The sequence below is a fragment of the Variovorax sp. 01N425 genome, from assembly GCF_056399465.1.
Map to the genome: position 1 here is coordinate 126277 of NZ_JBFTRJ010000002.1, position 22823 is coordinate 149099.

A 22823-nucleotide genomic window follows, 5' to 3' on the forward strand; every position below is an offset into this window, starting at 1 on the left:
CTTTTAAAAGTGAAACCTCGTGCAATAAATGTTCTGCGGGGTGATTGAAGCGGGCCCCGTTCACTGGCCGGAAGCCCGCGCCCGTTAGACTTCAACGCTTTTCGCACCGACGTTTTCCAATGGCCGATGTCTCCGCCGCGCGCACCAAGGCGGTTTTCGAATTCAAGAGCGCCACGCTGCCGCTGATCGCAGTGATCCTCAAGACGGCCGACCTGGCCGTGCTGGCCGAGGCCCTCGACGCGCAGCTGGCCGATTCGCCCGATTTCTTCGAGCAGGAGCCGGTGGTCATCGACCTCTCGCAGCTTCAGCCGGACGAGGAAAGCGGCGAGGAATCCCCGGCGCTCGACTTCGCGGCGCTGCGCGGCCTGCTGGCGCGCCACCAGACGCAGCCGATTGCGGTGCGCGGGGGCAACAACGCCCAGAATGCCGCGGCGCGCGCCGCCGGCCTGTCGCTCACGGCCATGCCGGTGGCGCCCGCGCCGCGCTCACCGGCGCCGCCAGCCGCTTCGCCGGCGCCCGCCAGCGAAGCACCGCAGATCGTGCGCGAAGTGCCGGTGCCGGCCAACGGCACGCTGCTGATCGACAAGCCGCTGCGTTCGGGCCAGCAGGTCTACGCCCGCGGCGGCGACGTGGTGGTGACCGCCGTGGTGAGCTTCGGCGCCGAGGTCATTGCCGACGGCAACGTGCACGTCTACGCGCCGCTGCGGGGCAAGGCCATTGCCGGCGCGCGCGGCAACACCGAGGCGCGCATCTTCTCGACCTGCATGGAAGCGCAGCTCGTGGCCATTGCGGGCATCTATCGCACCAACGAGGTGCCGCTGCCCGACCCGGTGCTCGGCAAGCCGGCCCAGATACGCCTGGATGGCAAGAAGCTGGTGATCGATCCGATCTGATGTGCCGAGGCACATCCGACCAACAACAACCGAATTGAAACAAGAAGGAATGGCCATGGCCAAAATTGTGGTGGTGACCTCAGGCAAGGGCGGCGTCGGCAAGACCACGACGAGCGCCAGCTTCGCGTCGGGCCTCGCGCTCGCGGGCAAGAAGACGGCGGTGATCGACTTCGACGTGGGCCTGCGCAACCTCGACCTCATCATGGGCTGCGAACGCCGCGTGGTGTACGACCTCATCAACGTGATCCAGGGCGAGGCCAACCTGAGCCAGGCGCTCATCAAGGACAAGCAGTGCGACAACCTGTTCGTGCTCGCGGCCTCGCAGACGCGCGACAAGGAAGCGCTCACGCAGGAAGGCGTCGAAAAGGTGCTGGCCGACCTGGCCGCCATGGACTTCGACTACATCGTCTGCGATTCGCCCGCCGGCATCGAGACCGGCGCGATGATGGCCATGCACTTTGCCGACGAGGCGCTCGTGGTGACCAACCCCGAGGTATCCTCGGTGCGCGACTCCGACCGCATCCTGGGCATGCTCAGCAGCAAGACCAAGCGGGCGAAGGAAGGCGGCGACCCCATCAAGGAGCACCTGCTGATCACCCGCTACAACCCCAACCGCGTGGCCGGCGGCCAGATGCTCTCGCTGGAAGACATCCAGGACATCCTGCGCATCAAGCTGATCGGCGTCATTCCCGAGTCGGAAAGCGTGCTGCAGGCGTCCAACCAGGGCGTGCCCGCAATCCACGACAAGGATACCGACGTGGCCAAGGCCTACAGCGACGTGGTCGCGCGCTTCCTGGGCGAAGACCGCCCGATGCGCTTCGTCGACGCCGAAAAGCCGGGCTTCTTCAAGCGAATTTTCGGAGGCAAGTAGGCCATGTCCTTTTTCTCGTTCCTGCTCGGCGAAAAGAAGAAGACGGCCAGCGTCGCCAAGGAGCGGCTGCAGATCATCCTCGCGCACGAGCGGTCCAGCCTCAGCGGCAAGAAGCGCCCCGACTACCTGCCCGACCTGCAGCGCGAGCTGATGGCGGTGATCTCCAAGTACGTGAAGATCAATGCCGACGACATCAAGGTTCACCTGGAGAAGCAGGACGACCTCGAAGTGCTCGACATCAAGATCGAGCTGCCCGATCCGGCACCTTCGCCGGCGCGCTGAAGAAGAAAGAACGCGGGGCGGCGGCACTGCACGCCCCGCGCCCGCCCATCAGGGCTGCGCCACGAAGCGCACCACCTGGCGGACCACGTCCTCCTCCTTGAGGATGCGGCGGTGCCCCAGTCCCTGCGTGGCCACCAGCCGCGCTCCCCTGATCGCGTCCCTGTAGGCCTCGGCGTCGGCAAAGCGGTTCACGCGGTCGCCCTGGTCATGCACGATCAGCGTCGGCTGCGCGATGCGCGGACCGACGGCCGCCGGCTCCAGCTGCGCCATCAGGACGCCTTCGCGCGCCTCGAACCGCCGCTGCATGGCCAGGCGCGTCGCCTCGCTGAGGCCGAAGGTGTGCGCGAAGTAGCGCGTGTATTCGCGTGGCGAGGCCGGCGGCGCGAGCAGCACCAGCCGTTCGGCCTGCAGGCCCTGCGCGGCCGCCAGCGCCAGCCCGTTGGCGCCCAGCGAATGGGCGGCCACCGCGCGCAGCGCATGGCCGTCGGCCGCCAGCCTGGCAACCACGTACGCAATGGCCCGCGCGAACTGCGGCGAGTTGCTCATGGTGCCCGCGCTGCGGCCATGGGCCGGCAGTTCGAGCAGCACCGGCCGCAGGCCCGCATCGGCCAGCGCCTGCGCGAGCGCCAGCATCTGCCCCGCATGCCCGCCCCAGCCGTGCACCAGCAGCACGACGGGCGCCGATTCCGCGCCGAAGTCCTGCGCAGCCAGGTGATAGAGGCCGAGGCCGGCGTCTTCGAAGGCCCAGGCCTCGCGCCGCCAGCCGGCACCGGGCCCCTGGCCGCGGTAGAGCCACTTGGGCGGCAGCGGCGTGCCGAACACGCGGTAGGCGGCGCGCACGCCCAGCGCGGGCCACAGGCGCTGCGAGGCGGTCAGGCCGAAGCGCAAGGCGCGCATCAGCCGGCCCGGGCGGTAGTAGTTGGACTGCGCGGCGTGCGTGGCCGCGGAGGTGGTGGTGCTCGTCATGCCATGGGCTCCTGCGTTCAGTACCAGACCCAGTCCTCGTTGCTGCGCGGCAGGCTGCGCAGCGCATCGCGGGCGGCGTCGGCGCCGATGGCACCCACATAGACGGCAAGGCAGAGGGCAATGATCAGCATGGTGCTTCTCCTTTTTATCGCACGATCGTGCGAAATCAGTACAAAGAAAGACGAAAACGGAATGGCCTGTGCCGTGGCTCAGGCGCGGTAGCTCGAAAGAAGCCGCTGCCAGGTCTGCGTGGCGCGATCGGCGGCCTGGGGGTCGCGCAGGAAGCGCGCGTCGTGCAGCAGGCCCATGATGAGGCCGTTCAATTCGCTGACCAGCTGCGCCGGGTCGGTGTCGGCCCGCAGCTCGCCGGTTTCCACCGCCTGGAGCACCGTGCGGCGCAGCGCGGCGCGCCAGCGCGTGATCTCGCCGAACAGCAGGTCGCGCAGCTCGCCTTCGCGGTCGTCGTATTCGAAGGCGCCCGCCATGTAGATGCAGCCGGTTTCGGCCTCGATGTCGCGGGTGCGGGCAATCCAGCGCCCGACGATGTCGTCGAGCCGCGCGAGGCCCTTGGGCTTTTGCATGGCCGGCACGAACACGTCGGCCAGGAAGCGGCGGCTGTATTCCTCGATCACGGCCTTCTGCAGCGCCTCGCGCGAACCCACGCGCGAGAACACGCCGCTCTTGGAGAGCGCCAGGCGGCTGGCCACGGCCTGCAGCGTGATGGCCTCCAGGCCTTCGGCCAGCGCAAGGTCCATCGCCGCGCCGACGATGGCGGCGCGGGTGAGTTCGCTTTTCTGGGTCTTGGCGTCCATGCGAACAACTTTAGCACAGTCGTGCGAAATTACAAATTCACCCGTTGCGGCATTGGCGGAAGGCCCGCACAGATGTTTTTCTCATGTGAAACCAACAAACGCATCGTTCCCCGCATAAGCACTTGTGCCGAGAATCGCCGCTCGGCCCGCTGCGGGCCCGTGCCTTTTCCTCCTCCCGATCTTCTTCCGCGCCAGATGAACTTCCAACAACTGCGCTCGGTACGCGAGGCCGTTCGTTGCGGCTTCAACCTGACCGAAGTCGCCCATACCCTCCACACGTCCCAGCCGGGCGTGAGCCGGCAGATCCGCGAGCTGGAGGAAGAGCTCGGCATCGAGCTCTTCGTGCGCGCCGGCAAGCGCCTCACCGGACTCACCGAGCCGGGCGGCCACGTGCTGCCGATCATCGAGCGCATGCTGCTGGAAAGCAGCAACCTGCGCCATGCCGGGCAGGAGTTCGTCGCGCAGCAAAGCGGCCTGCTCTCGGTGGCGGCCACGCATTCGCAGGCGCGCTATGCGATGCCGGTGGCGGTGCAGGAATTCCGCGCGCAGTTTCCCAACGTGAAGCTGCACCTGCACCAGGGCTCGCCCAAGCAGATCGCGCAGATGCTGATCGACGGCGAGGCCGACGTGGGCATTGCCACGGAGGCGCTGGGCGACTATCCCCAGCTGGTGGCCCTGCCCTGCTACCGCTGGACGCATTCGGTGATCGTGCCGCCGGGCCATGCGCTGCTCGATGCGCCGCTGACGCTCGAGGCGCTCACGCGCCATCCGCTGATCACCTACGACACCGGCTTCACCGGGCGCTCGCGCATCGACGAGGCCTTTGCACAGCGCGGGCTCGCGCCCAACATCGTGCTGGCCGCGATGGACGCCGACGTGATCAAGACCTACGTGCAGCTGGGCATGGGCGTGGGCATCGTGGCCGGCGTGGCCTACGAGACGGAGCGCGACACGCAGCTGCGCGCGCTCGACGCGGGCCGGCTCTTCGGCATCAACATGACCAAGCTCGCGGTGCGGCGCGGCAACTACCTGCGCAAGTACGTCTACGCCTTCATCGAATCGTTCGCCCCCACGCTCACGCGCGCGGTCGTCGAAAAGGCTCTGGGCGATGAAGCGAAGGGATCGCACTACGAAATCTAGTGCGCGCGCAACGCCTTCGGCGCCCGCTGCAACAGGTTTTAGAAAGATGCGCGCTGCTTCACAAAGGGGGCGTACATTCGGGTTAATTCCTTGGCTTCCCGGAACGGATCAGCAATGGCATCGACCCCGCAGCAGCAACAGAAAACAAGGGCCGCCCTGAAGGCCGCCGACGCCGCCGAACGGCGCGAGCGGCTGAGGCGTGCGTTGCCCGCCACGGTGGAACTGCTGCAGAGCCGCCAGGCGGACCGCATCGACGACAGCGACATCGAGGCCTACGTGAGCCTGAACTGGCTCGAATGGCACGGCGGCGGCCTGCGGCTCACCATCACCGGGCGCAATGTCTGCGCCCAGTCGCTGCCCACGGTGGTGGCCTGAAAGCCCCGCGTCCGGCGGGTTACTGGCTGCCCACGATGATCTGCGCGATCACGCCGGTCGCAATGGCCGCGAGCACGTAGTCGCCGCCCACGCCCACCCACTGGTAGCCGCGCGGCGGCTGCTGCAGGCGGTAGGCGCGCCAGTCGTTCACCACGTAGTTGCGGCCGCGGTATTCGCTGGGCACGCGCCCGCCGCGGCGCCATTCCGCGTGCGGCTGCGGATAGCCGCGGCGATCGAACTGGCGGCCGGGGCGATAGTCCTCGCGGCCATAGCGGTCGCCGCGGCGATCGTCGTGCCGGTCGAAGTCGCGGTGCTGCTGTTCGTAGCGGCCGTTGCCGCGGTTGTCGTGGTCGCCGTCATGGCCGCGGCCTTGCGCGAAGGCGCTCCCCGCTGCCATGCACATCGCGAGCGCCGCAGCAGCGACGGCCATGCTCTTTGACTTGATGATCATCTGGAACTCCTTCGTGTTGATGACGAGTCCATTGTCAGCGGCGCTTGTGTCTGCCCCGCACGCATCAGGTCGCGGTCAGGTGAAATCAGGTAAGTGCAGGTATCCGGGCGGCGTGCTGTCCGACCCTGGCGACAATGGGCCTCCCAACCATCGCCGGCGTGGAGGCGCCATCATCAACATGCGTGACAAGATCATTGGCGCCATCGGTATAGTGTGGGGCGGCGGCATGCTCCTGAGGTGGCTCATGTCGGGCCCGCCGGCCGGCATCGGCGGCTACCAAGGCGGCCAGACCGCCATGGCCCTGCTGGGCGCGGTCATGCTGGTTGCGGGCCTGTACCGCTTCTTCAAGCGTCCCGACTGAGGCGACGCGCAGCATGAAGCGACGTCACCTCCTCCACCTATTGGCCGGCGTGCCCGCAGCCGCCCTTGTGGCCGCCTGCGGCAAGCGCAAGCCCTCCGCCGCCGCGCTGAAATCCGATGCCCGCGTGCTCGCGCTCGGCGACAGCCTGACTTTCGGCTACGGCGCGCCGCCCGAGGCCGCCTGGCCCGTGAAGCTGGGCGAGCTCACCGGTTGGCAGATCGAGAACGCGGGCCTCAATGGCGACACCTCGGCCGGCGCGCTGGAGCGCCTCGCGCCGCTGCTGGCTGCCGGCAGCTACGACGCGGTATTGATCGGCATTGGCGGCAATGACATGCTGCGCGGCGTGTCGCCAGCGGCCACGCGCGAGAACCTCGCGGCCCTCGTGAGCCAGGCGCGCGCACACACACCCTACGTGGCGCTGCTGGCCACGCCCTCGCCCGACGCGATGCGCGCGGCCGTCGGCTCGCTGAGCGATGCACTGTTCTACGAGGAGGTGGCGAAGTCGGGGCAGGCGCTGCTCGTGCCCAATGTGTATTCGAGCGTGCTGTCGGACGCATCGCTGCGCTCCGACCGCATCCATGCCAATGCCGAAGGCTATGCGCGCATTGCGCAGCAGCTCGCCGACCAGTTCAAGGCCGCCGGCTGGCGGTGACGGCGGGGCTCAGGCAGCCTGCAGCAGGTCGACGTAGGCACCCTGCACGAGCTGCTCGGACGCAATGCCCAGCTGCGCCATGAGCGCATGCGCTTCGGCCGTGCCAACCTCGGCAGGCTCGCCATCTTTCAGCACCACCTCGAGTTCGAGAAATTCGCCCAGGCCCTCCACGCGGTCGAGGTGCACGCGCGTGCGGCCCACGATGAAGAGCCTTCGCTGCTTGCGCACGCGGCCGGCCTGGCCCCAGGCGAGCGTGAGCGATTCGCGCAACGCGTCGGGCGTGGTGGTGGGCGAGATCAGGTAGAACGATTCCTTCGGGCCGCTGCTGTTGGCGCGGCGATAGAAGATCAGTTCGGCGCGGTCGGGCGCGAAGGTGCGCAGCTTGAGGCGGTCGGCGTTGTTGTCGCAGCGGAAGAAAGTGTCGTCCTGCGCGATTTCGAGAGGGCCTGAATCGGCGAGCTTCGCGGCGATGAGTGCCACGCGTTCGACGCTGTCGATGCGGGCCTTGATCTCTATGTTTCTTGCCATTTTCTGGTGGTTCGTGTCTTGCTTTTTTTGAGCTCTTGTTCGGGGCGCGTGCACAGGCCACCGGGTACTCCCCTCCGCGAATGTCCCCCGGGGCTACGCCCCTCCTCCTTGATTTCGCTGCGGGGAGCACCCGATGCCCTGTGCACCTGGGCACGCCGCTGGTGTACCGCTGATCAACCAATGCTCTGTCCAACGCTCCCGCTGATGGGGTGCCTTGCGCAGCGAAATCAAGGGGGAGGCCGCAGGCCGGAGGACATTCGCGGAGCAAGGTATCCCGTCGGCGGGAGCGCGCCCCGAACAAAGCGCTCACACGAACAAAGCGCTCACATCAAGGCGCGCTACCCTGCGGCCCCACAGGCGGCGGCGCAGTGCGCCCGCTCGAACCCGGCGCGAGCTTGCGTCCGAAGGCTTCGCCGACCCGGCGCACCGGCCGGCTGGCTTTTTCCGAAACGTTGTTGACGCCGCGCCGCGTCGCGTTCTCGGCGCGGTCGATGCCGCGGCCGGCGGCGTTGGTGCCGCGCTGCACGCTGTTCACGACCTTGCTGTCACGCGGCGGCGGCTTGAGCGTGTGCGCCGGCTGCGCCCTGGGCGGGTTGTCGGCGCTCTGCGCGTGAACGGTGGCGGCGGACAGCAGCAGGAGCGCGGCGCTTGCCGCGGCCAGCGCGAATCCATGGGCAGGTGTTTTCTTCATCGTCATGATGGACTTCCTTCTTCGTCGATGGGCTCGGCTGCATCCGCCGCCGCGGCGCGCGCCATGCGTTCGCTCTTCCAGTAGACGTCGTCGCCGCCGTTCATCCGGTTGAGCACGCGCGCGAGCACGAAGAGCAGGTCGCTGAGCCGGTTGAGATATTGGCGCAGTGCATCGTTGAGCTCGGCCGTTGCGCCGAGCGCCACCACGGCGCGTTCGGCCCGCCGTGCCACCGTGCGGCACACATGCGCGAGCGAGGCCGCGCGCGTGCCCGCGGGCAGGATGAATTCGGCCAGGCGCGGCAAGGCGGCGTTGTGCTCGGCCAGCGCGTTGTCCAGCTGCAGCAGCGCATCGGCCTTCAGCAGCGTGTAGCCCGGCATCGAAAGCTCGCCGCCCAGGTTGAAGAGCTGGTGCTGCACGTCGACCAGCAGCTCGCGCACGGGCTCCGGCATGGGCTCGCAGAGCAACAGGCCGATCTGCGAGTTGAGCTCGTCCACGTCGCCCATCGCGTGCACGCGCAGGTGGTCCTTGGGCACGCGGGTGTTGTCGCCGAGGCCGGTGGTGCCGTCGTCGCCGGTGCGGGTGGCGATCTGCGAGAGTCGGTTGCCCATGATGGGTGCTCCTGGTTTATGCGGCGACCGCGGCCTTCGACGCATCGATCTTGCCGGCCAGCCATTGCAGGCCCGCCAGATGCTGCTGGTCGTGGCTGCAGAGGTAGTGGACAAGGCTGCGCATCGTGAGTGGCCCATAGCCTTCGAACACGGCCGTGCGCGCAAGTTGCACGTCCGTCAGGTTCGAGACGATGTCCATGGTCCGGGCACGCGCAATGCGGAATTCAGCGAGCACCTTTTCCGCGTCGGCCATGCCATAGGCACGCGCAATGGCGAGCGGCTCGCTGTCGATCGAAGCCAGCGTCGGATGGCTTTCTTCCAGCGTGCGGCGAAAGCGCACGTGATAGCCCTCGACCTCGATGTCGCGCACATGGCAGAGCTGCTCGATGGCCGTAAAGGCCTCGCTGGGCACACCCTCCCACGAGGGCGGCGCCCAGTGCCTGAAGGCGTGGGGAATGGCCGCGTAGTGGGCTTCGAGCTGCGAAGGAAATGCGGCAAGCGCTGCGAGGGTCGTGGGGTTCATGGCTTTTTCCGAAGCGCATTATGGTGCGCGCTCCGTAAAATGGCCGGACAGAGCCCCGCCCCCCTTTCACGCCCAGGAGACGCCCGATGAACGCCCCGACCCCAACCTCGCACCTGCTGCCGGAGCTTCATCTGCGCAATGTGCCCGACAGCCTGATCGAGGGCCTGAAAGCGCGCTTCGGCGGCAACTGTTCCACGGCCATGGCCGTGCGCACCCAGCATGGCCGCGACGAGTCCTCGTTCGATGCGCCGCCTCCCTCGGCCGTGGTGTTTGCCGAAAGCACGCAGGACGTGGCCGACGCGGTGAAGCTCGCAAGCGAGCACAGCGTGCCGGTCATTCCCTTTGGCGTGGGCTCGTCGCTCGAAGGCCACCTGCTGGCGGTGCAGGGCGGCATCAGCATCGACGTCTCGCGCATGAACCGCGTACTGTCGGTCAATGCCGACGACCTCACCGTGACCGTGCAGCCCGGCGTCACGCGCAAGCAGCTCAATGACGAGATCAAGAGCACGGGCCTGTTCTTTCCCATCGATCCGGGTGCGGACGCTTCCATCGGCGGCATGACCGCCACGCGCGCGAGCGGCACGAACGCGGTGCGCTACGGCACCATGCGCGAGAACGTGCTGGCGCTCGAAGTGGTCACGGCGAGCGGCGACGTGATCCGCACCGGCACGCGCGCAAAGAAGTCGTCCGCCGGCTACGACCTCACGCGCCTCATGGTGGGCAGCGAGGGCACGCTGGGCGTGGTCACCGAAGTCACGCTGCGCATCTACCCGCTGCCCGAGGCGGTGTCGGCCGCGATCTGCTCGTTCCCGAGCATCGAGGCCGCGGTGCGCACCACCATCGAGACCATCCAGCTCGGCGTGCCGATCGCGCGCGTGGAGCTGATCGACGTGAACACGGTGCGCATGGTCAACACCTACGCCAAGCTCGACCTGCGCGAAGAGCCGATGCTGCTGATGGAATTCCACGGCTCGCCGGCCGGCGTGAAGGAGCAGGCCGAGACGGTGCAGGAGCTCGCGAGCGGCCATGGCGGCAACGCCTTCGAATGGGCCAGCACGCCGGAAGAGCGCACGCGCCTGTGGACCGCGCGGCACAACGCCTACTTTGCGGCCGTGCAGTCGCGCCCCGGCTGCCGCGTGATCTCGACCGACACCTGCGTGCCCATCTCGCGCCTGGCCGACTGCCTGCTCGACTCCGTGGCCGAAGCCGATGCCAGCGGCATCCCCTACTTCCTGGTCGGCCACGTGGGCGACGGCAATTTCCACTTCGGCTACCTGCTCGACCCGAACATTCCCGAAGAGCGCGTGAAGGCCGAGGAACTGAACCATTCGCTCGTGAGCCGCGCACTGGCGCTCGAGGGCACCTGCACCGGCGAGCACGGCGTGGGGCTGCACAAGATGGACTTCCTGGTGACCGAAGCAGGTGTGGGTGCGATCGACATGATGCGCACGATCAAGCGCGCGCTCGACCCGAAGAACATCATGAATCCCGGGAAGATCTTCGCGCTCTGATCTTTCGGAAGCACGCCCATGAAAAAGCCCGGCGGCTCGCAAGAGCCCCGGGCTTTTTTGCCGCTGGCCGAACGCCTTGCCTTACCTGCGGCGGCGTGCGGGCGCCGGCTGCTCGGCCGGCACGTAGGTCTGCGAAGGCGCCGCGCCGCCATCCACGCCGAGCCGGCCGCCGCCGCCCAGGCCCTGGCCGCGCACCGTCTGCGCCTTGTAGCTGCGCAGCGAACGCACCATCTGGTTGAAGGCATCCATGAAGGCCGCGGCAATCACCTTGCCTTGCGCCGTGTTGGTGTAGCCGCCGAGGCCGCCGCCGGCACTGCGGCCGGCCAGTGCACCGAAGGCGCCGAAATCGGTCTTGGAGGCGCTGCCTTCCGAAGCCGCGACCTGCACGCCCGAGCGGTTGTCGATGAGCGTCAGCAGCGCGCTGGCTTCCTTGGTCTGCATGTTGCCGCCGATGGTGGCCAGCGCGCGGCCCCGGCCGCCGCCGACCAGCCCGCCCAGCGCGCCGCCGATGCCGCCGGCATCGCTGTTGCTGAACACGATCTCGGGCGACAGGCCGTAGTCGGACGCCACCATCTGGCCGCGGCCGAAGTTGCTGCCGCCGCGCATTTCGCCCGACTGCATGAGCGCGCGCTCGCGCGTCATGGCGTTCATGCCGGCCGCGCCGCGCTCGACCACCACGAAGCAGTTCGACTGCTGCACCAGAAGGCGCAGCAGGTTGGCCGTGGGCGGCAGGCGGTACTCGCCGGTGAGGATGGTGTACCAGCCGGCATTGACGTTCTCGATCAGCGAGACGGTGCCGAGCGGCGAATCGCAGCGCTCGAGCTGGCTGCTTTCGCCGGCGGTGGCGGAACCCGCGGCGCTGCCCGTGGCCATGGTCTTGGCCGACTGGCTGCCCATCTGCATGTCGGTGGTCGCGCAACCGGTCAGCAGCAGTGCGCCGACGGCCACGGCCGCGAACGGAAACCTTGTCCTGAACTTCATGATGAACTCCCTCTCCTCGAGATCTGGTGTTGAAACGTCAGCGGCGAGGATACGCGTAAAAGATTGCAAGAATCAATCGCGCGAATGTCCGACTGGACGCGCCCGCACCTAGGCCGTTCGGCGGATGCGCTCGATCAGCCCGTTGAGCGCCTCGATCGAGCCGAAGTGGATCGCCAGCTCGCCGCTCTCCTCCACCTTGCCGCCGCGCTTGCTGCGCTTCTTGATGCGGACCTCGACCTCGGCGGTCAGCAGGTCGGCCAGTTCCTCTTCCACGCGCTGCAGGTCGCGCGACTTCTCGCCGTCGTTGCTGCGGCGGGACGGCGTGAGGGTGAACTCGGCCGCCAGCCTTTTGACCAGCGCCTCGGCTTCGCGCACCGACATCTTCTTGGCCGCGATCTGGTTGGCGGCCGTGATCTGCGTGCCGCGGTCCAGCGAGAGCAGCGCGCGGGCATGGCCCATGTCGATGTCGCCGGCCATCAGCATCTGCTGCGCCGGCTCGGCCAGGTTCAGCAGCCGCAGCAGGTTGCTGGCCGCGCTGCGCGACCGGCCCACGGCCTGTGCAGCCGCTTCGTGAGTGAGCCCAAACTCTGAGACCAGGCGTTGCAGGCCTTGAGCTTCTTCGAGCGGGTTGAGATCTTCGCGCTGGATGTTCTCGATCAGCGACATGGCCGCCGCGGCCTCGTTGGGCACGTCGCGCACCAGCACCGGCACGCGGTCGAGGCCCGCGAGCCGGGCGGCGCGGAAGCGGCGCTCGCCCGCGATTATTTCGTACTCGGCGTTCTTGGCGGCGGCCGATTCGGCATCGAGCCGGCGCACCAGGATCGGCTGCATGATGCCCTGCGCCTTGATGCTCTCGGCCAGCTCGTAGAGCGCGCCTTCGTCCATGCGGGTGCGCGGCTGGTAGACGCCGGCCACCATCTCGTCGAGCATCAGCGTGTTCGGGTTCTGCGCGGCGGCGCCTTCGTCGGCACCGCTGGGGTCGGCGGACGGCGCGGCCGTGGGGCCGAGCAGCGCTTCGAGGCCGCGCCCCAGGCCCTTGGGTTTCTTGGTCGCCATCAGTGCGTGTCTTTCGTCGAGATTTCGTTCAGTAGTTGCCGGCCCTGGGACCAGTCGCCCAGGCCGGATTCGGCGTTCAGGTGGCCACCCGCACCGGCGTCGACGAAGCGCGCGCCCCAGTCAGCAGCCATCTGGCGCGAGCGCGCGGCCTCGCAGTAGGGGTCGTCGTTGGCGGCGATCAGCACCGAGGCAAAGGGCAGCGGCTGGCGCACGATCGGCGCCCAGCCCGGAATCAGCTGGCGCAGGTCGTCGCGTTCGACGTCGCCGGGTGCCACCAGCAGCGCGCCCCGCACCTTGTGCGTATTGCGCGAATGCGCAGCCCAGGCCGCAACGAGGATGCATCCCAGGCTGTGCGCTGCAAAGACCACGGGCTCGGATGCCGCCAGCACCTCTTCCTCGAGCCGCGCGGACCAGTCGCCGCGCAGCGGCCGCATCCAATCGTGCTGCTCGACGCGGTGGTCGCCGTGGACCGACTCCCAGCGGGTCTGCCAATGGCCGGGGCCGCTGTTCTGCCAGCCCGGCAGCAGGAAGACGCGAGACAACACGGCCATCAGAAGCTTTTCTCGCCCGAATCGGGGCCGCCTGCCGGCGACAGCACATCCTCCGGGACCGCCAGGTTGGGCGGCGCGACCGGCCCGACCGGCGCAATGGGCGGCGCAACGGCACCGGATGCGAAGGCGCTGGCGGGCGGCATCTTCTCGACCAGTTCCTTGGCAAAGGCAACGAAGGCCTGGCTGCCGCGCGCGGCCGGATCGAACACCACGCCCGGCAGGCCATAGCTGGGCGCCTCGGCCAGCCGCACGTTGCGCGGGATCACGGTGTCGAACACCTTGTCGCCGAAGTGGGCCTTGAGCTGCTCGCTCACCTGCTGCTGCAGCGTGATGCGCGGATCGAACATCACGCGCAGCAGGCCGATGATCTGCAGGTTCTTGTTGAGGTTGGCGTGCACCTGCTTGATGGTGTTGACCAGGTCCGTGAGCCCCTCGAGCGCGAAGTACTCGCACTGCATCGGCACGATCACGCCGTGGGCGGCGCACAGGCCGTTGAGCGTCAGCAGGCTCAGGCTCGGCGGGCAGTCGATCAGCACGAAGTCGTACTCGGCGCCCACTGTCGCAAGCGCGGTGCGCAAGCGCTTTTCGCGGCGGTCGAGCGCCACCATTTCGACTTCGGCGCCGGCCAGCTCGCGGTTGGCGCCCAGCACGTCGTAGCCGCAGCCGCCCTCCACCAGCTTGTCGGCCTTGACGCGCGCCTCGGCCACCGAAGCCGACTCGAGCAGCACGTCGTACACCGTGAGCTCCAGCTGGCGCTTGTCGATGCCCGAACCCATGGTTGCATTGCCCTGGGGATCGAGGTCGATCATCAGCACCCGCTGGCCCACCTTGGCCAGGCCGGCGGCCAGGTTGACGGTGGTGGTGGTCTTGCCGACGCCGCCCTTTTGGTTGGCAATGCAGAAAATCTTGGCCATATGAGGATCAGCGGGAAATGGCGAGCTTGATGCCGAAGGCGATCAGGAAGACGCCCGCGAGCTTTTCGAGCCTGCCCGAAATGCGCGGATTGGCGCGGATGCGCTCCGCCAGGAAGTGCGTGAGCAGCGTCGACGTGAGGCCGTAGAGAAAGGTCAGCGCGGCGATTGTCACCGCCATGGCACCGAAAGTGACCACGCCCTGGTGGCGCGCAGGGTCGACGAACAGCGGAAAGAAGGCCATGTAGAACACGATGGCCTTGGGATTCAGCAAGGTGATGGCCAGCGCCTGGCGCATGAAGTGGCTGGGGCGGATGTTGAGGATGGGTGCCGCGCCGGGCTTAGCCAGCAGCATCTTGGCGCCCAGCCATGCCAGATAGACGGCGCCCAGCCACTGCACCGCCTTGAACGCGGCCGGATAGGCCGCCAGCACGGCCGCCACGCCCGCCACCGCCGCCCACATCAGGAACTGGTCGCCGACGATCACGCCCAAGGTGGCCGCCAGGCCGCCACGGATTCCGCCTTTGCTGGTCGAGGTGATCAACGCGAGGTTGCCCGGACCGGGAATCAGGAGAAAGAGGACGATGGCGGCGACGAATGCGCCGTAGTCAGCAATGCCGAACATGGGATTTGCCTCGAGAAGGAGAGCCAGGGGGAGGCGTCGAGTCTAAGCGAGGCCGGCCCGGCGAGGATCGTTCGGCACCGGCTTTCACCGATGCGGCGACCTCTTTTTTGGCGATTCAGGCCGCTTCCTGGCGCGCCCAGACAATGCAGCGCTCGGCGTCCAAGCCGGGAACAGTCAATTGTTCCACGTGAAACACCGCGATACCCTGGGGCAAGGCGGCGAGCTCATCGGTGGGCATCTTGCCTTTCATGGCCAGCCAGACACCGCCCGACGCCAGCAGGTGCCGCGAACCGTTGAAGAAATCGGGCAAGGAGGCAAAGGCCCGGGAGCTGATGACTTCATAGCTGCCCGTCAGCGATTCGACGCGCGCATGCAGACCGCGCAGGTTGGGCAATTCGAGCTCGGCCGCCACCTGCTGGACGAAGGCCGCCTTCTTGGCCACGGCGTCGAGGCAGCTCACCTCGAGGTCTGGCCGCAGGACGGCAATCACCACGCCCGGCAGGCCACCGCCCGATCCCACGTCGAGCAGCTTGCCCTTCCCTGCCCATTCGCGCTGCAGCGGCGCCACGGCCGCGAGGCTGTCGAGCAGATGGTGCGTCAGCACGCTGGCCGGATCGCGCAGCGCCGTGAGGTTGTAGACCTTGTTCCACTTGAGCATCAGCGTGCCGTAGGCCAGCAGCTGTTCCGCCTGCGCATCGGACAAGGCCGTGCCCAGGGCGGCCGCGCCCTGGCGCAGCGTGTCGATGGGCGCGCTCATTGGGCGGGCTGCGATTCTGCGGCGGCTTCCGTGGCGGCGTCGCGGTTGAATGCCTTGTGGCCGCCTTTGCGCAAGTGGATCATCAGCAAGGAAATGGCGGCCGGCGTGACGCCCGAGATGCGCGATGCCAGGCCCAGCGTCTCGGGCCGGTGCTTGTCGAGCTTCTGGCGCACTTCGAAACTCAGCGCCTTGACCTGGCTGTAGTCGAAATCGGCCGGCAGGCGCAGGTTTTCGAAATGCGCCGCGCGCTCCACTTCGTCGTGCTGGCGCTCGATGTAGCCCGAGTACTTGGCCGAGATCTCGATCTGCTCGATCTCGGTTTCACTGAGGGGCGATCCGGCGCTGTACTTTCCACCGTCCAGCGACATCAGCGTTTCGTAGTTCACATCGGGCCGGCGCAGCAGGTCGGCCAGGTTGTACTCGTGCTCGATGGCCTTGCCGAGCACGCGCTCCGACTCGGCAGCCGGGAGGTTGCGCGGATTCACCCAGATCGACTTGAGCCGTTCTGTTTCACGTGAAACAGTGTCGCGCTTGCGGCTGAAAGCATCCCAGCGCGCATCGTCCACCAGGCCCAGCTTGCGCCCTGCCTCGGTCAGGCGCATGTCGGCGTTGTCCTCGCGCAGCTGCAGCCGGAACTCGGCGCGGCTCGTGAACATGCGGTAAGGCTCGGTCACGCCCTTGGTGATCAGGTCGTCGACCAGCACGCCCAGGTAGGCCTCGTCGCGGCGCGGCAGCCAGGCTTCTTCGCCGCGGCACTGGAGCGCGGCATTGATGCCGGCAAACAGGCCCTGGGCCGCCGCCTCTTCGTAGCCAGTGGTGCCGTTGATCTGTCCGGCAAAGAACAGGCCCTTGATCGAGCGCGTCTCGAAGCTGCTCTTGAGTTCGCGCGGATCGAAGTAGTCGTACTCGATGGCGTAGCCGGGCCGAAGGATGTGGGCGTTCTCCAGCCCGGGCATCGAGCGCACAAGCTGGTACTGGATGTCGAACGGCAGGCTGGTCGAGATGCCGTTGGGGTAGTACTCGTTGGTCGTCAGGCCTTCGGGCTCGAGAAAGATCTGGTGGCTTTCCTTGTCGGCAAAGCGGTTGATCTTGTCTTCGACGCTCGGGCAGTAGCGCGGACCGACGCCGTCGATCTTGCCGGTGAACATCGGGCTGCGGTCGAAGCCCGAGCGGATGATGTCGTGCGTGCGCGCATTGGTGTGGGTGATCCAGCACGGCATCTGCTGCGGATGCATGTCGGCCCGGCCCATGAAGCTGAACACCGGCATTGGCCCTGCCCCGCCCGGCATGCCGTCGCCGGGTTGCTCGGTGCACTTCGAAAAGTCGATGCTCCGGCCGTCCAGCCGCGGGGGCGTGCCGGTCTTCAGCCGGCCCTGCGGCAGCTTGAGCTCCTTGAGCCGGGCCGACAGGCTGACCGCCGGCGGATCGCCCGCGCGGCCGGCCTGGTAGTTGTCCAGGCCCACATGGATGCGGCCGTCGAGAAAAGTCCCGGCGGTGAGCACCACCGTGCGCGCACGAAAGGCAATGCCCACCTGCGTGACGGCGCCGACCACGCGGTCGCCCTCCACCATCAGGTCATCGACCGCCTGCTGGAACAGGCTCAGGTTCGGCTGGTTCTCCAGGCGGCGGCGGATCGCGGCCTTGTACAGCACGCGGTCGGCCTGCGCGCGGGTCGCGCGCACCGCCGGGCCCTTGCTCGAATTGAGAATGCGGAACTGGATGCCCGCCTCATCGGTGGCAATGGCCATGGCACCGCCCAGCGCATCCACCTCTTTCACGAGGTGGCCCTTGCCGATGCCGCCGATCGACGGGTTGCAGCTCATCTGCCCCAGCGTCTCGATGTTGTGGGAGAGCAGCAGCGTCTTGGCGCCCATGCGCGCAGCGGCCAGCGCGGCTTCGGTGCCGGCATGGCCACCGCCGACGACGATCACATCGAATTCTTCGGGGTACAGCATTTGAAAGAGGGGGCGCACTACTGACGCGTGCGCTGCGCAAAGGGGGCACCGATTTTAATCGGGGGTGCCGGTTTGCGTTCGAAATGCGGGCAATATGGTTAATGGCGCCTAAACCACCTCGCCATCTCGGCCAAACCCTCTTGTAGATTGGATAGTTTGCTATTGATTTAATAGCAAAAAGCGGCGGCGCTCAGGCGTGCCGCCGGCGCGAGCGATGCTCTGGAAGCTGCCAGTGCGTCTGCGTCACCAGCAGCACGCGCACCACGCGATGTGCCGGGCTTTGCAGCAGCAGGCCGAGCGGACGGGGCCGCGGCCAGACGGGTGCCGGATGCGGCATCAGTCGATCACCTTTTTCACCGCGCCAATCCCCAGCGCCGCCAGGACCACGAACACCACCGCCAGGACCAGGAACAGCCCGAACAGCAGCTTTGCGATGCCGGCTGCGCCTGCCGCAATGCCGCCGAAGCCCAGCACCCCGGCCACCAGCGAGATCAAGGCAAAAATAATCGCGTACTTCAACATCTGAAAACTCCTTGCGGCGAGCCTCGCCCGCCGTGCGGGGGAGCTTAGGAACCGGCCACTGCCGCCCCGATAGTCGCGCCGCGCGAGCATCCGTAGGACAAACGCCCAGCGCGCAAACCCGCTAGCATCCCGTGGGTCGATGGATCGATTCCCGCTATCCATATTCCCAACATTGGAGATTTCTTCGCATGAAGCTGTATTACTCGCCCGGTGCCTGCTCCCTTTCGCCCCACATCGCGCTGCACGAGGCAGGCCTTGCCTTCGAGCCCGTGCTGGCAAGCACCAAGACCCACAAGCTGCAGGACGGCACCGACTACTACGGCATCAATCCGCTGGGCTACGTGCCCATGCTCGAGCTCGACGACGGCACGCGCCTGCGCGAAGGCCCGGCCATCGTCCAGTACATCGCCGACCTGGCCCCCACCAAGAACCTCGCGCCGGCCGCCGGCACGCTGCAGCGCTACCGCCTGCAGGAATGGCTGACCTTCATCGGCACCGAGATGCACAAGGGCTACAGCCCGCTGTTCAACCCGAACATGCCCGAAGAAGCCAAGGCCATCTTCAAGGACAAGCTCAAGTCGCGCTATCAATGGCTCGACGGCCAGCTTGCCGACAAGCAGTATTTGATGGGCGAGCAGTTCAGCGTGGCCGACGGCTACCTGTTCACCGTCACCAACTGGGCCAAGCCCACGGGCGTCGACATTTCGGGCTTCGCCAACCTCCAGGCCTGGCATGCGCGTGTGGCCGCCCGTCCCGCCGTTCAATCGGCGATGAAGGCCGAAGGCCTGCTGAAGTAAGAAGAAGCCGGCAGAAGCTCGCAAGAGCCCTGAGGCAGCCCGCCCGAGCCCCGGGAAAACCCGGGCTGCTTCAGCCACAAGCCGCATGCCGCGGCTTTTTTTTCGGGTCACGCTACGGGCCTCTTCCAGACCCCGTAGCGAAGGACCCGACGATGGCCGAAGCCCCTGCCCTTCATTCTCATCACCAGGAACTGCGCGAGGAGATGCGCGGGCCCGTGATGTGGCTCACCGTCGACCGCGAGGAGCGCCGCAACGCCATCAGCCCCGGCGTGCTCGCGGCGCTCTCGTCGGCACTGTCCCGCGCCGGTGCCGACCGCACGGTGCGCGCCGTGGTCATCACCGGCGCCGGCACGCGCGCCTTCTGCGCCGGTGCCGACCTGCAAGGCGGCGCCTCTTTCAGGTTCGACCCTGCCGAGCCGTACCAGGGCTTCGCCAACCTCCTGCGCCAGGCCCGGCAGCTGACGGTGCCGCTGGTCGCGCGCGTCAACGGTGCCTGCATGGCGGGCGGCATGGGCCTCCTGGGCATGTGCGACATGGCGGTTGCCGGCAGCCACGCCGCGTTCGGCCTGCCCGAAGTCAAGGTCGGCCTCTTTCCCGCCCAGGTGCTCAGCGTGCTCGGCAACCTGCTGCCGCGCCGCGTGCTGGCCCAGATGTGCCTCACGGGCGAGCCCATCACCGCCGCGCAGGCGCTCGAGCACGGGCTCGTGAACCGCGTGAGCGAGGACGTCGACGAAAGCCTGGACTGGCTGCTCGGCCGCATGCTCGACAAGTCGCCCGCCGCCATCCGCCGGGGCCTCTACACGATGAAGAAGATCGAGGCCATGGCCTTCGAGGAATCGATCGCCTTCACCGAGAGCCAGATGGGCCTCTTCGCGCTCACCGAAGATGCGGCCGAAGGCCAGCTCGCCTTCCGCGAAAAGCGCAAGCCGCAATGGAGCGGCCGATGAGCGCGCGCAGCAACAACAACAACAACAGCAGCGAACGCATCGTGCGCATCGGCGGCGCCTCGGGCTTCTGGGGCGACAGCAGCGTGGGCGCGCCGCAGCTCGTGGCCAGCGGCCAGATCGACTACCTGGTGTTCGACTACCTGGCCGAGCTCACGATGTCGATCCTCGCGGGCGCGCGGCTCAGGAAGCCGGAGCTCGGCTACGCCACCGACTTCGTCTCCATCGCGATGAAGGCGGTGCTGAAGGATGTCGTGCAGCAGGGCATCCGCGTGGTGAGCAATGCGGGCGGCGTCAATCCGCAGGGCTGCGCCGATGCACTGGCCGCGCTCGCGGCCGAGCAGGGCATCGCGCTGAAGATCGCGGTGGTCAGCGGCGACGACGTGTCGCCGCTGCTGCCGCAGTTGCGCCAGCAGCAGCCCCCCGTGCGCGAACTGCAGAGCGGCGCGCCGCTGCCCGAGCGCGTGCTCACGGCCAATGCCTACCTGGGCGCACGGCCGATCCAGGCCGCGCTCGATGCGGGCGCGCAGGTGGTCATCACCGGCCGCTGCGTCGATTCGGCCGTGACGCTCGGCGTGCTGATGCATGCGTTCGGCTGGCAACCCGGCGACCACGACCTGCTCGCCGCCGGCAGCCTCGCGGGCCACATCATCGAATGCGGCTGCCAGGCCACGGGCGGGCTGCACACCGACTGGGACACCGTGCCCGACTGGCCGAACATCGGCTATCCGATCGTCGAGTGCAGCGCCGATGGCAGCTTCGTCGTCACCAAGCCCGCGGGCACCGGCGGCAAGCTCACGCCGGCCGTGGTGGGCGAGCAGCTACTCTACGAGATCGGCGATCCGTCGGCCTACCTGCTGCCCGACGTGGTGGCCGACTTCACGCAGGTGCGCATCGAACAGGCCGACGAGCACCGCGTGCGCGTGCATGGCGCGCGGGGCCGCGCGCCCACCGCGAGCCACAAGGTCTGCGCCACCTATGCAGAGGGCTTCAAGGCCGCGGCGCAGCTCACCATCGTCGGCTTCGACGCCGTGGCCAAGGCCCGGCGCACCGGCGAGGCGATCCTTGCGCGCACCGGTGCGCTGTTCGACCAGCAAGGCCTTGGTCCCTACAGCGGCACGCAGCTCGAAGTGCTCGGCGCCGAATCCTGCTATGGCCCGCATGCGCAGGCCCTGCAAACGCGCGAGGCCGTGCTGCGGCTCGCGGTCACGCATGCGCGCAAGGAGGCACTCGAACTCTTCGCGCGCGAAGTGGCACCGGCCGGCACCTCGTGGGCGCCGGGCACCACGGGCGCGGGCGGGCGGCCCTCGGTAGCGGCGTCGATCCGGCAGTACGCCTTCCTGCTCGACAAGACGATGGTCGAAGCGCGCGTGAGCATCGACGGACAGCACATCGAGATCCCGCGCGACATCGTGGTTGCGGCGGCGGCCGACGCGCCTTCGCCACGGCAGGCCGCCGTCGATGCGAATGCCGTGGTCTCCATCGATGCCGACGCCATCGAAGTGCCGCTCATCCGCCTGGCCTGGGCCCGCAGCGGCGACAAGGGCGACACCTCGAACATCGGCGTCATCGCGCGCCACCCTGCCCTGCTGCCGCTGTTGCGCAGCCAGCTCAGCGAAGCGCGCGTGGCCGAATGGCTCGCGCACCTCGTCAAGGGACCGGTGACGCGCTACGAAGTGCCGGGCATCGGCGCCTTCAACTTCGTCTGCGGGCAGGCGCTCGGCGGCGGCGGCATGGCCTCGCTGCGCAACGATCCGCTCGGCAAGGGCATGGGGCAGATCCTGCTTGCGATGCCCGTGCGCGTGGGCGCGGAACTGCTCGCGCTCGCAGGGTCCGATCGCAGCGCCCTGAACGCCTAGCAGCAAACGGACAACCGTGCGACAGCAGGTTTGACTGTGCAGGTTTAGCCTCGCGGCCTCTGTCCCACTCTTTGACGTTTCGCCATGCCCTCCCTCTTCGATCCCGTACAGGCCGGTGACCTGCAGCTCGCCAACCGCATCGTGATGGCGCCGCTCACGCGCAACCGTTCGCCCAACGCGATTCCCCAGGACATTGCCGCCACCTACTACGCGCAGCGCGCCAGCGCCGGCCTGCTCATCACCGAAGCCACCGCCATCAGCCACCAGGGCCAGGGCTATGCCGACGTGCCGGGCCTCTACGGCACCGAGCAGCTCGACGCCTGGAAGCGCGTGACCGATGCGGTGCATGCCAAGGGCGGCAAGATCGTGGTGCAGCTCTGGCACGTGGGCCGCGTCTCGCACAGCGAACTGCAGCCCGGCGGCGGCAAGCCCGTCGCGCCCTCGGCCATCACCGCCAAAACCAAGACCGTGCTCATCAAGGAGGGCGTGCCGACCTTCGTCGAAACCTCCGAACCGCGCGCCCTTGATGCCGAGGAGCTGCCCGGCATCGTCCACACCTATGCAGCCGCCGCGCGCAACGCGGTGGAAACCGCCGGCTTCGACGGCGTGGAACTCCACGGCGCCAACGGCTACCTGCTCGACCAGTTCCTGAAGGACGGCAGCAACAAGCGCACCGACGACTACGGCGGCAGCATCGAGAACCGCGCCCGCCTGCTGCTGGAGGCCACGCGCGCCGTGGTCGACGCGGTCGGCGGCGGCAAGACCGGCATCCGCCTGTCGCCCGTCACGCCGGCCAACGACGTGCACGACTCCGATCCGCAGCCGCTCTTCACCTACGTGGTGAAGCAGCTCGCCCCGCTCGGCCTGGCCTACATCCACGTGATCGAAGGCGCCACCGGCGGCCCGCGCGAGATCGAGGACCGCCCCTTCGACTACGAGGCACTCAAGGCCGCCTACCGCGAGGCCGGCGGCAAGGGCGCATGGATGGTCAACAACGGCTACGACAAGCCGCTGGCGGACCAGGCCGTCAAGGAAGGCGACGACCTCGTCGCCTTCGGCAAGCCCTTCATCGCCAACCCCGACCTGGTGCGCCGCCTGCGCGAGAACGCGCCGCTCAACGCCGTGGACAAGGCCACCATGTACGGCGGCGGCACCAAGGGCTACACGGACTATCCGGCGCTGGACTGAGTTCGCAGGAGAA

General features: G+C 67.9%; 28 protein-coding genes. 12 read left to right on the plus strand and 16 right to left on the minus strand.

Annotated elements, in window-relative coordinates:
• Positions 1-119 precede the first annotated feature (119 nt).
• The 3 genes from minC to minE are packed head-to-tail and all read left to right on the plus strand — an operon-like array spanning position 120 to position 2046.
• On the plus strand, positions 120-893 hold the full coding sequence (gene minC / locus AC1DSC_RS03660) for a septum site-determining protein MinC (protein ID WP_012745232.1): 774 nt from the start codon (positions 120-122) through the stop codon (positions 891-893).
• A 55-nt stretch (positions 894-948) separates the two neighbouring features.
• A complete protein-coding gene (gene minD / locus AC1DSC_RS03665; RefSeq protein WP_012745231.1) occupies positions 949-1764 on the plus strand; it encodes a septum site-determining protein MinD in 816 nt (271 codons plus the stop codon).
• 3 nt (positions 1765-1767) lie between these two features.
• Positions 1768-2046 (plus strand): cell division topological specificity factor MinE, encoded by a 279-nt coding sequence (gene minE, locus AC1DSC_RS03670; RefSeq protein WP_012745230.1) that lies wholly within the window; start codon positions 1768-1770, stop codon positions 2044-2046.
• Between the two features lie 48 nt (positions 2047-2094).
• Here minE and AC1DSC_RS03675 read toward each other — a convergent pair whose 3' ends face one another.
• Both AC1DSC_RS03675 and AC1DSC_RS03680 read right to left on the minus strand, forming a co-directional pair.
• Positions 2095-3012: an alpha/beta fold hydrolase gene (locus AC1DSC_RS03675; protein WP_436287052.1), complete on the minus strand. Its 918-nt coding sequence runs from the start codon at positions 3010-3012 to the stop codon at positions 2095-2097.
• A 209-nt stretch (positions 3013-3221) separates the two neighbouring features.
• Entirely contained in the window at positions 3222-3824 is a 603-nt protein-coding gene (locus AC1DSC_RS03680; protein WP_436287051.1) for a TetR/AcrR family transcriptional regulator, read from the minus strand.
• 195 nt (positions 3825-4019) lie between these two features.
• Here AC1DSC_RS03680 and AC1DSC_RS03685 point away from each other — a divergent pair, with 195 nt between their 5' ends.
• Positions 4020-4964 carry a CysB family HTH-type transcriptional regulator gene (locus AC1DSC_RS03685; RefSeq protein ID WP_012745226.1) on the plus strand — a complete coding sequence of 315 codons (945 nt, stop codon included), beginning with the start codon at positions 4020-4022 and terminating at the stop codon, positions 4962-4964.
• Between the two features lie 114 nt (positions 4965-5078).
• A complete protein-coding gene (locus tag AC1DSC_RS03690; RefSeq protein WP_012745225.1) occupies positions 5079-5339 on the plus strand; it encodes a hypothetical protein in 261 nt (86 codons plus the stop codon).
• Positions 5340-5358: 19 nt separating this feature from the next.
• Here the strand turns inward: AC1DSC_RS03690 and AC1DSC_RS03695 are convergent, their stop codons facing one another.
• Entirely contained in the window at positions 5359-5790 is a 432-nt protein-coding gene (locus AC1DSC_RS03695; RefSeq protein ID WP_436287050.1) for an RcnB family protein, read from the minus strand.
• 178 nt (positions 5791-5968) lie between these two features.
• On the opposite strand from AC1DSC_RS03695, the gene AC1DSC_RS03700 reads away from it, so the two are divergent.
• Together AC1DSC_RS03700 and AC1DSC_RS03705 are read left to right on the plus strand one after the other, a co-directional pair.
• A complete protein-coding gene (locus tag AC1DSC_RS03700) occupies positions 5969-6151 on the plus strand; it encodes a hypothetical protein (RefSeq protein WP_012745223.1) in 183 nt (60 codons plus the stop codon).
• 13 nt (positions 6152-6164) lie between these two features.
• Positions 6165-6803 (plus strand): GDSL-type esterase/lipase family protein, encoded by a 639-nt coding sequence (locus AC1DSC_RS03705; protein ID WP_436287049.1) that lies wholly within the window; start codon positions 6165-6167, stop codon positions 6801-6803.
• Between the two features lie 9 nt (positions 6804-6812).
• On the opposite strand, the gene AC1DSC_RS03710 is transcribed toward AC1DSC_RS03705, so the two are convergent.
• From AC1DSC_RS03710 to AC1DSC_RS03725, 4 genes are all read right to left on the minus strand, one after another.
• Positions 6813-7331, minus strand: a complete 519-nt coding sequence (locus AC1DSC_RS03710) for a class IV adenylate cyclase (RefSeq protein ID WP_436287048.1) — start codon at positions 7329-7331, stop codon at positions 6813-6815.
• A 328-nt stretch (positions 7332-7659) separates the two neighbouring features.
• The gene (locus AC1DSC_RS03715) at positions 7660-8028 is read right to left on the minus strand and encodes a hypothetical protein (protein WP_278878083.1); all 369 of its coding nucleotides are present in this window, start codon (positions 8026-8028) and stop codon (positions 7660-7662) included.
• Positions 8025-8630, minus strand: a complete 606-nt coding sequence (locus AC1DSC_RS03720) for a cob(I)yrinic acid a,c-diamide adenosyltransferase (RefSeq protein ID WP_278878081.1) — start codon at positions 8628-8630, stop codon at positions 8025-8027. The genes AC1DSC_RS03715 and AC1DSC_RS03720 overlap by 4 nt, the downstream gene beginning before the upstream one ends.
• A 16-nt stretch (positions 8631-8646) precedes the next feature.
• Positions 8647-9153, minus strand: a complete 507-nt coding sequence (locus AC1DSC_RS03725) for a DinB family protein (protein WP_436287047.1) — start codon at positions 9151-9153, stop codon at positions 8647-8649.
• Between the two features lie 86 nt (positions 9154-9239).
• On the opposite strand from AC1DSC_RS03725, the gene AC1DSC_RS03730 reads away from it, so the two are divergent.
• Positions 9240-10664 carry an FAD-binding oxidoreductase gene (locus AC1DSC_RS03730; protein WP_436041861.1) on the plus strand — a complete coding sequence of 475 codons (1425 nt, stop codon included), beginning with the start codon at positions 9240-9242 and terminating at the stop codon, positions 10662-10664.
• An 81-nt stretch (positions 10665-10745) separates the two neighbouring features.
• Here the strand turns inward: AC1DSC_RS03730 and AC1DSC_RS03735 are convergent, their stop codons facing one another.
• The 9 genes from AC1DSC_RS03735 to AC1DSC_RS03775 all read right to left on the minus strand — a co-directional run bounded on the left by AC1DSC_RS03735 (position 10746) and on the right by AC1DSC_RS03775 (position 18022).
• Positions 10746-11645 (minus strand): CsgG/HfaB family protein, encoded by a 900-nt coding sequence (locus AC1DSC_RS03735; protein ID WP_436041860.1) that lies wholly within the window; start codon positions 11643-11645, stop codon positions 10746-10748.
• Positions 11646-11753: 108 nt separating this feature from the next.
• The gene (locus AC1DSC_RS03740) at positions 11754-12701 is read right to left on the minus strand and encodes a ParB/RepB/Spo0J family partition protein (RefSeq protein WP_018903381.1); all 948 of its coding nucleotides are present in this window, start codon (positions 12699-12701) and stop codon (positions 11754-11756) included.
• Entirely contained in the window at positions 12701-13252 is a 552-nt protein-coding gene (locus tag AC1DSC_RS03745; RefSeq protein ID WP_436287046.1) for an RBBP9/YdeN family alpha/beta hydrolase, read from the minus strand. Before AC1DSC_RS03745 ends, AC1DSC_RS03740 begins: the two co-directional genes overlap by 1 nt.
• Positions 13252-14166 (minus strand): ParA family protein, encoded by a 915-nt coding sequence (locus AC1DSC_RS03750; RefSeq protein WP_012745213.1) that lies wholly within the window; start codon positions 14164-14166, stop codon positions 13252-13254. Before AC1DSC_RS03750 ends, AC1DSC_RS03745 begins: the two co-directional genes overlap by 1 nt.
• A 7-nt stretch (positions 14167-14173) precedes the next feature.
• Complete coding sequence (locus AC1DSC_RS03755; RefSeq protein WP_012745212.1) at positions 14174-14788, minus strand: LysE family transporter; 615 nt, start codon at positions 14786-14788, stop codon at positions 14174-14176.
• A 115-nt stretch (positions 14789-14903) separates the two neighbouring features.
• Positions 14904-15545 (minus strand): 16S rRNA (guanine(527)-N(7))-methyltransferase RsmG, encoded by a 642-nt coding sequence (gene rsmG / locus AC1DSC_RS03760; protein WP_436287045.1) that lies wholly within the window; start codon positions 15543-15545, stop codon positions 14904-14906.
• Positions 15542-17500 (minus strand): tRNA uridine-5-carboxymethylaminomethyl(34) synthesis enzyme MnmG, encoded by a 1959-nt coding sequence (mnmG, locus tag AC1DSC_RS03765; RefSeq protein ID WP_278878068.1) that lies wholly within the window; start codon positions 17498-17500, stop codon positions 15542-15544. The genes rsmG and mnmG overlap by 4 nt, the downstream gene beginning before the upstream one ends.
• A 190-nt stretch (positions 17501-17690) precedes the next feature.
• Positions 17691-17837, minus strand: coding sequence for a hypothetical protein (locus AC1DSC_RS03770; protein ID WP_418146397.1), 147 nt, complete (start codon positions 17835-17837; stop codon positions 17691-17693).
• On the minus strand, positions 17837-18022 hold the full coding sequence (locus AC1DSC_RS03775) for a DUF1328 family protein (protein WP_145738865.1): 186 nt from the start codon (positions 18020-18022) through the stop codon (positions 17837-17839). The genes AC1DSC_RS03770 and AC1DSC_RS03775 overlap by 1 nt, the downstream gene beginning before the upstream one ends.
• A gap of 188 nt (positions 18023-18210) precedes the next feature.
• Here AC1DSC_RS03775 and gstA point away from each other — a divergent pair, with 188 nt between their 5' ends.
• The 4 genes from gstA to AC1DSC_RS03795 all read left to right on the plus strand — a co-directional run bounded on the left by gstA (position 18211) and on the right by AC1DSC_RS03795 (position 22810).
• Positions 18211-18819 carry a glutathione transferase GstA gene (gstA, locus tag AC1DSC_RS03780; protein ID WP_018903385.1) on the plus strand — a complete coding sequence of 203 codons (609 nt, stop codon included), beginning with the start codon at positions 18211-18213 and terminating at the stop codon, positions 18817-18819.
• Positions 18820-18971: 152 nt separating this feature from the next.
• On the plus strand, positions 18972-19766 hold the full coding sequence (locus tag AC1DSC_RS03785; RefSeq protein WP_436287044.1) for an enoyl-CoA hydratase/isomerase family protein: 795 nt from the start codon (positions 18972-18974) through the stop codon (positions 19764-19766).
• Complete coding sequence (locus tag AC1DSC_RS03790) at positions 19763-21622, plus strand: acyclic terpene utilization AtuA family protein (RefSeq protein WP_436287043.1); 1860 nt, start codon at positions 19763-19765, stop codon at positions 21620-21622. The genes AC1DSC_RS03785 and AC1DSC_RS03790 overlap by 4 nt, the downstream gene beginning before the upstream one ends.
• An 84-nt stretch (positions 21623-21706) precedes the next feature.
• Positions 21707-22810: an alkene reductase gene (locus tag AC1DSC_RS03795; protein ID WP_436287042.1), complete on the plus strand. Its 1104-nt coding sequence runs from the start codon at positions 21707-21709 to the stop codon at positions 22808-22810.
• Positions 22811-22823: the final 13 nt, after the last annotated feature.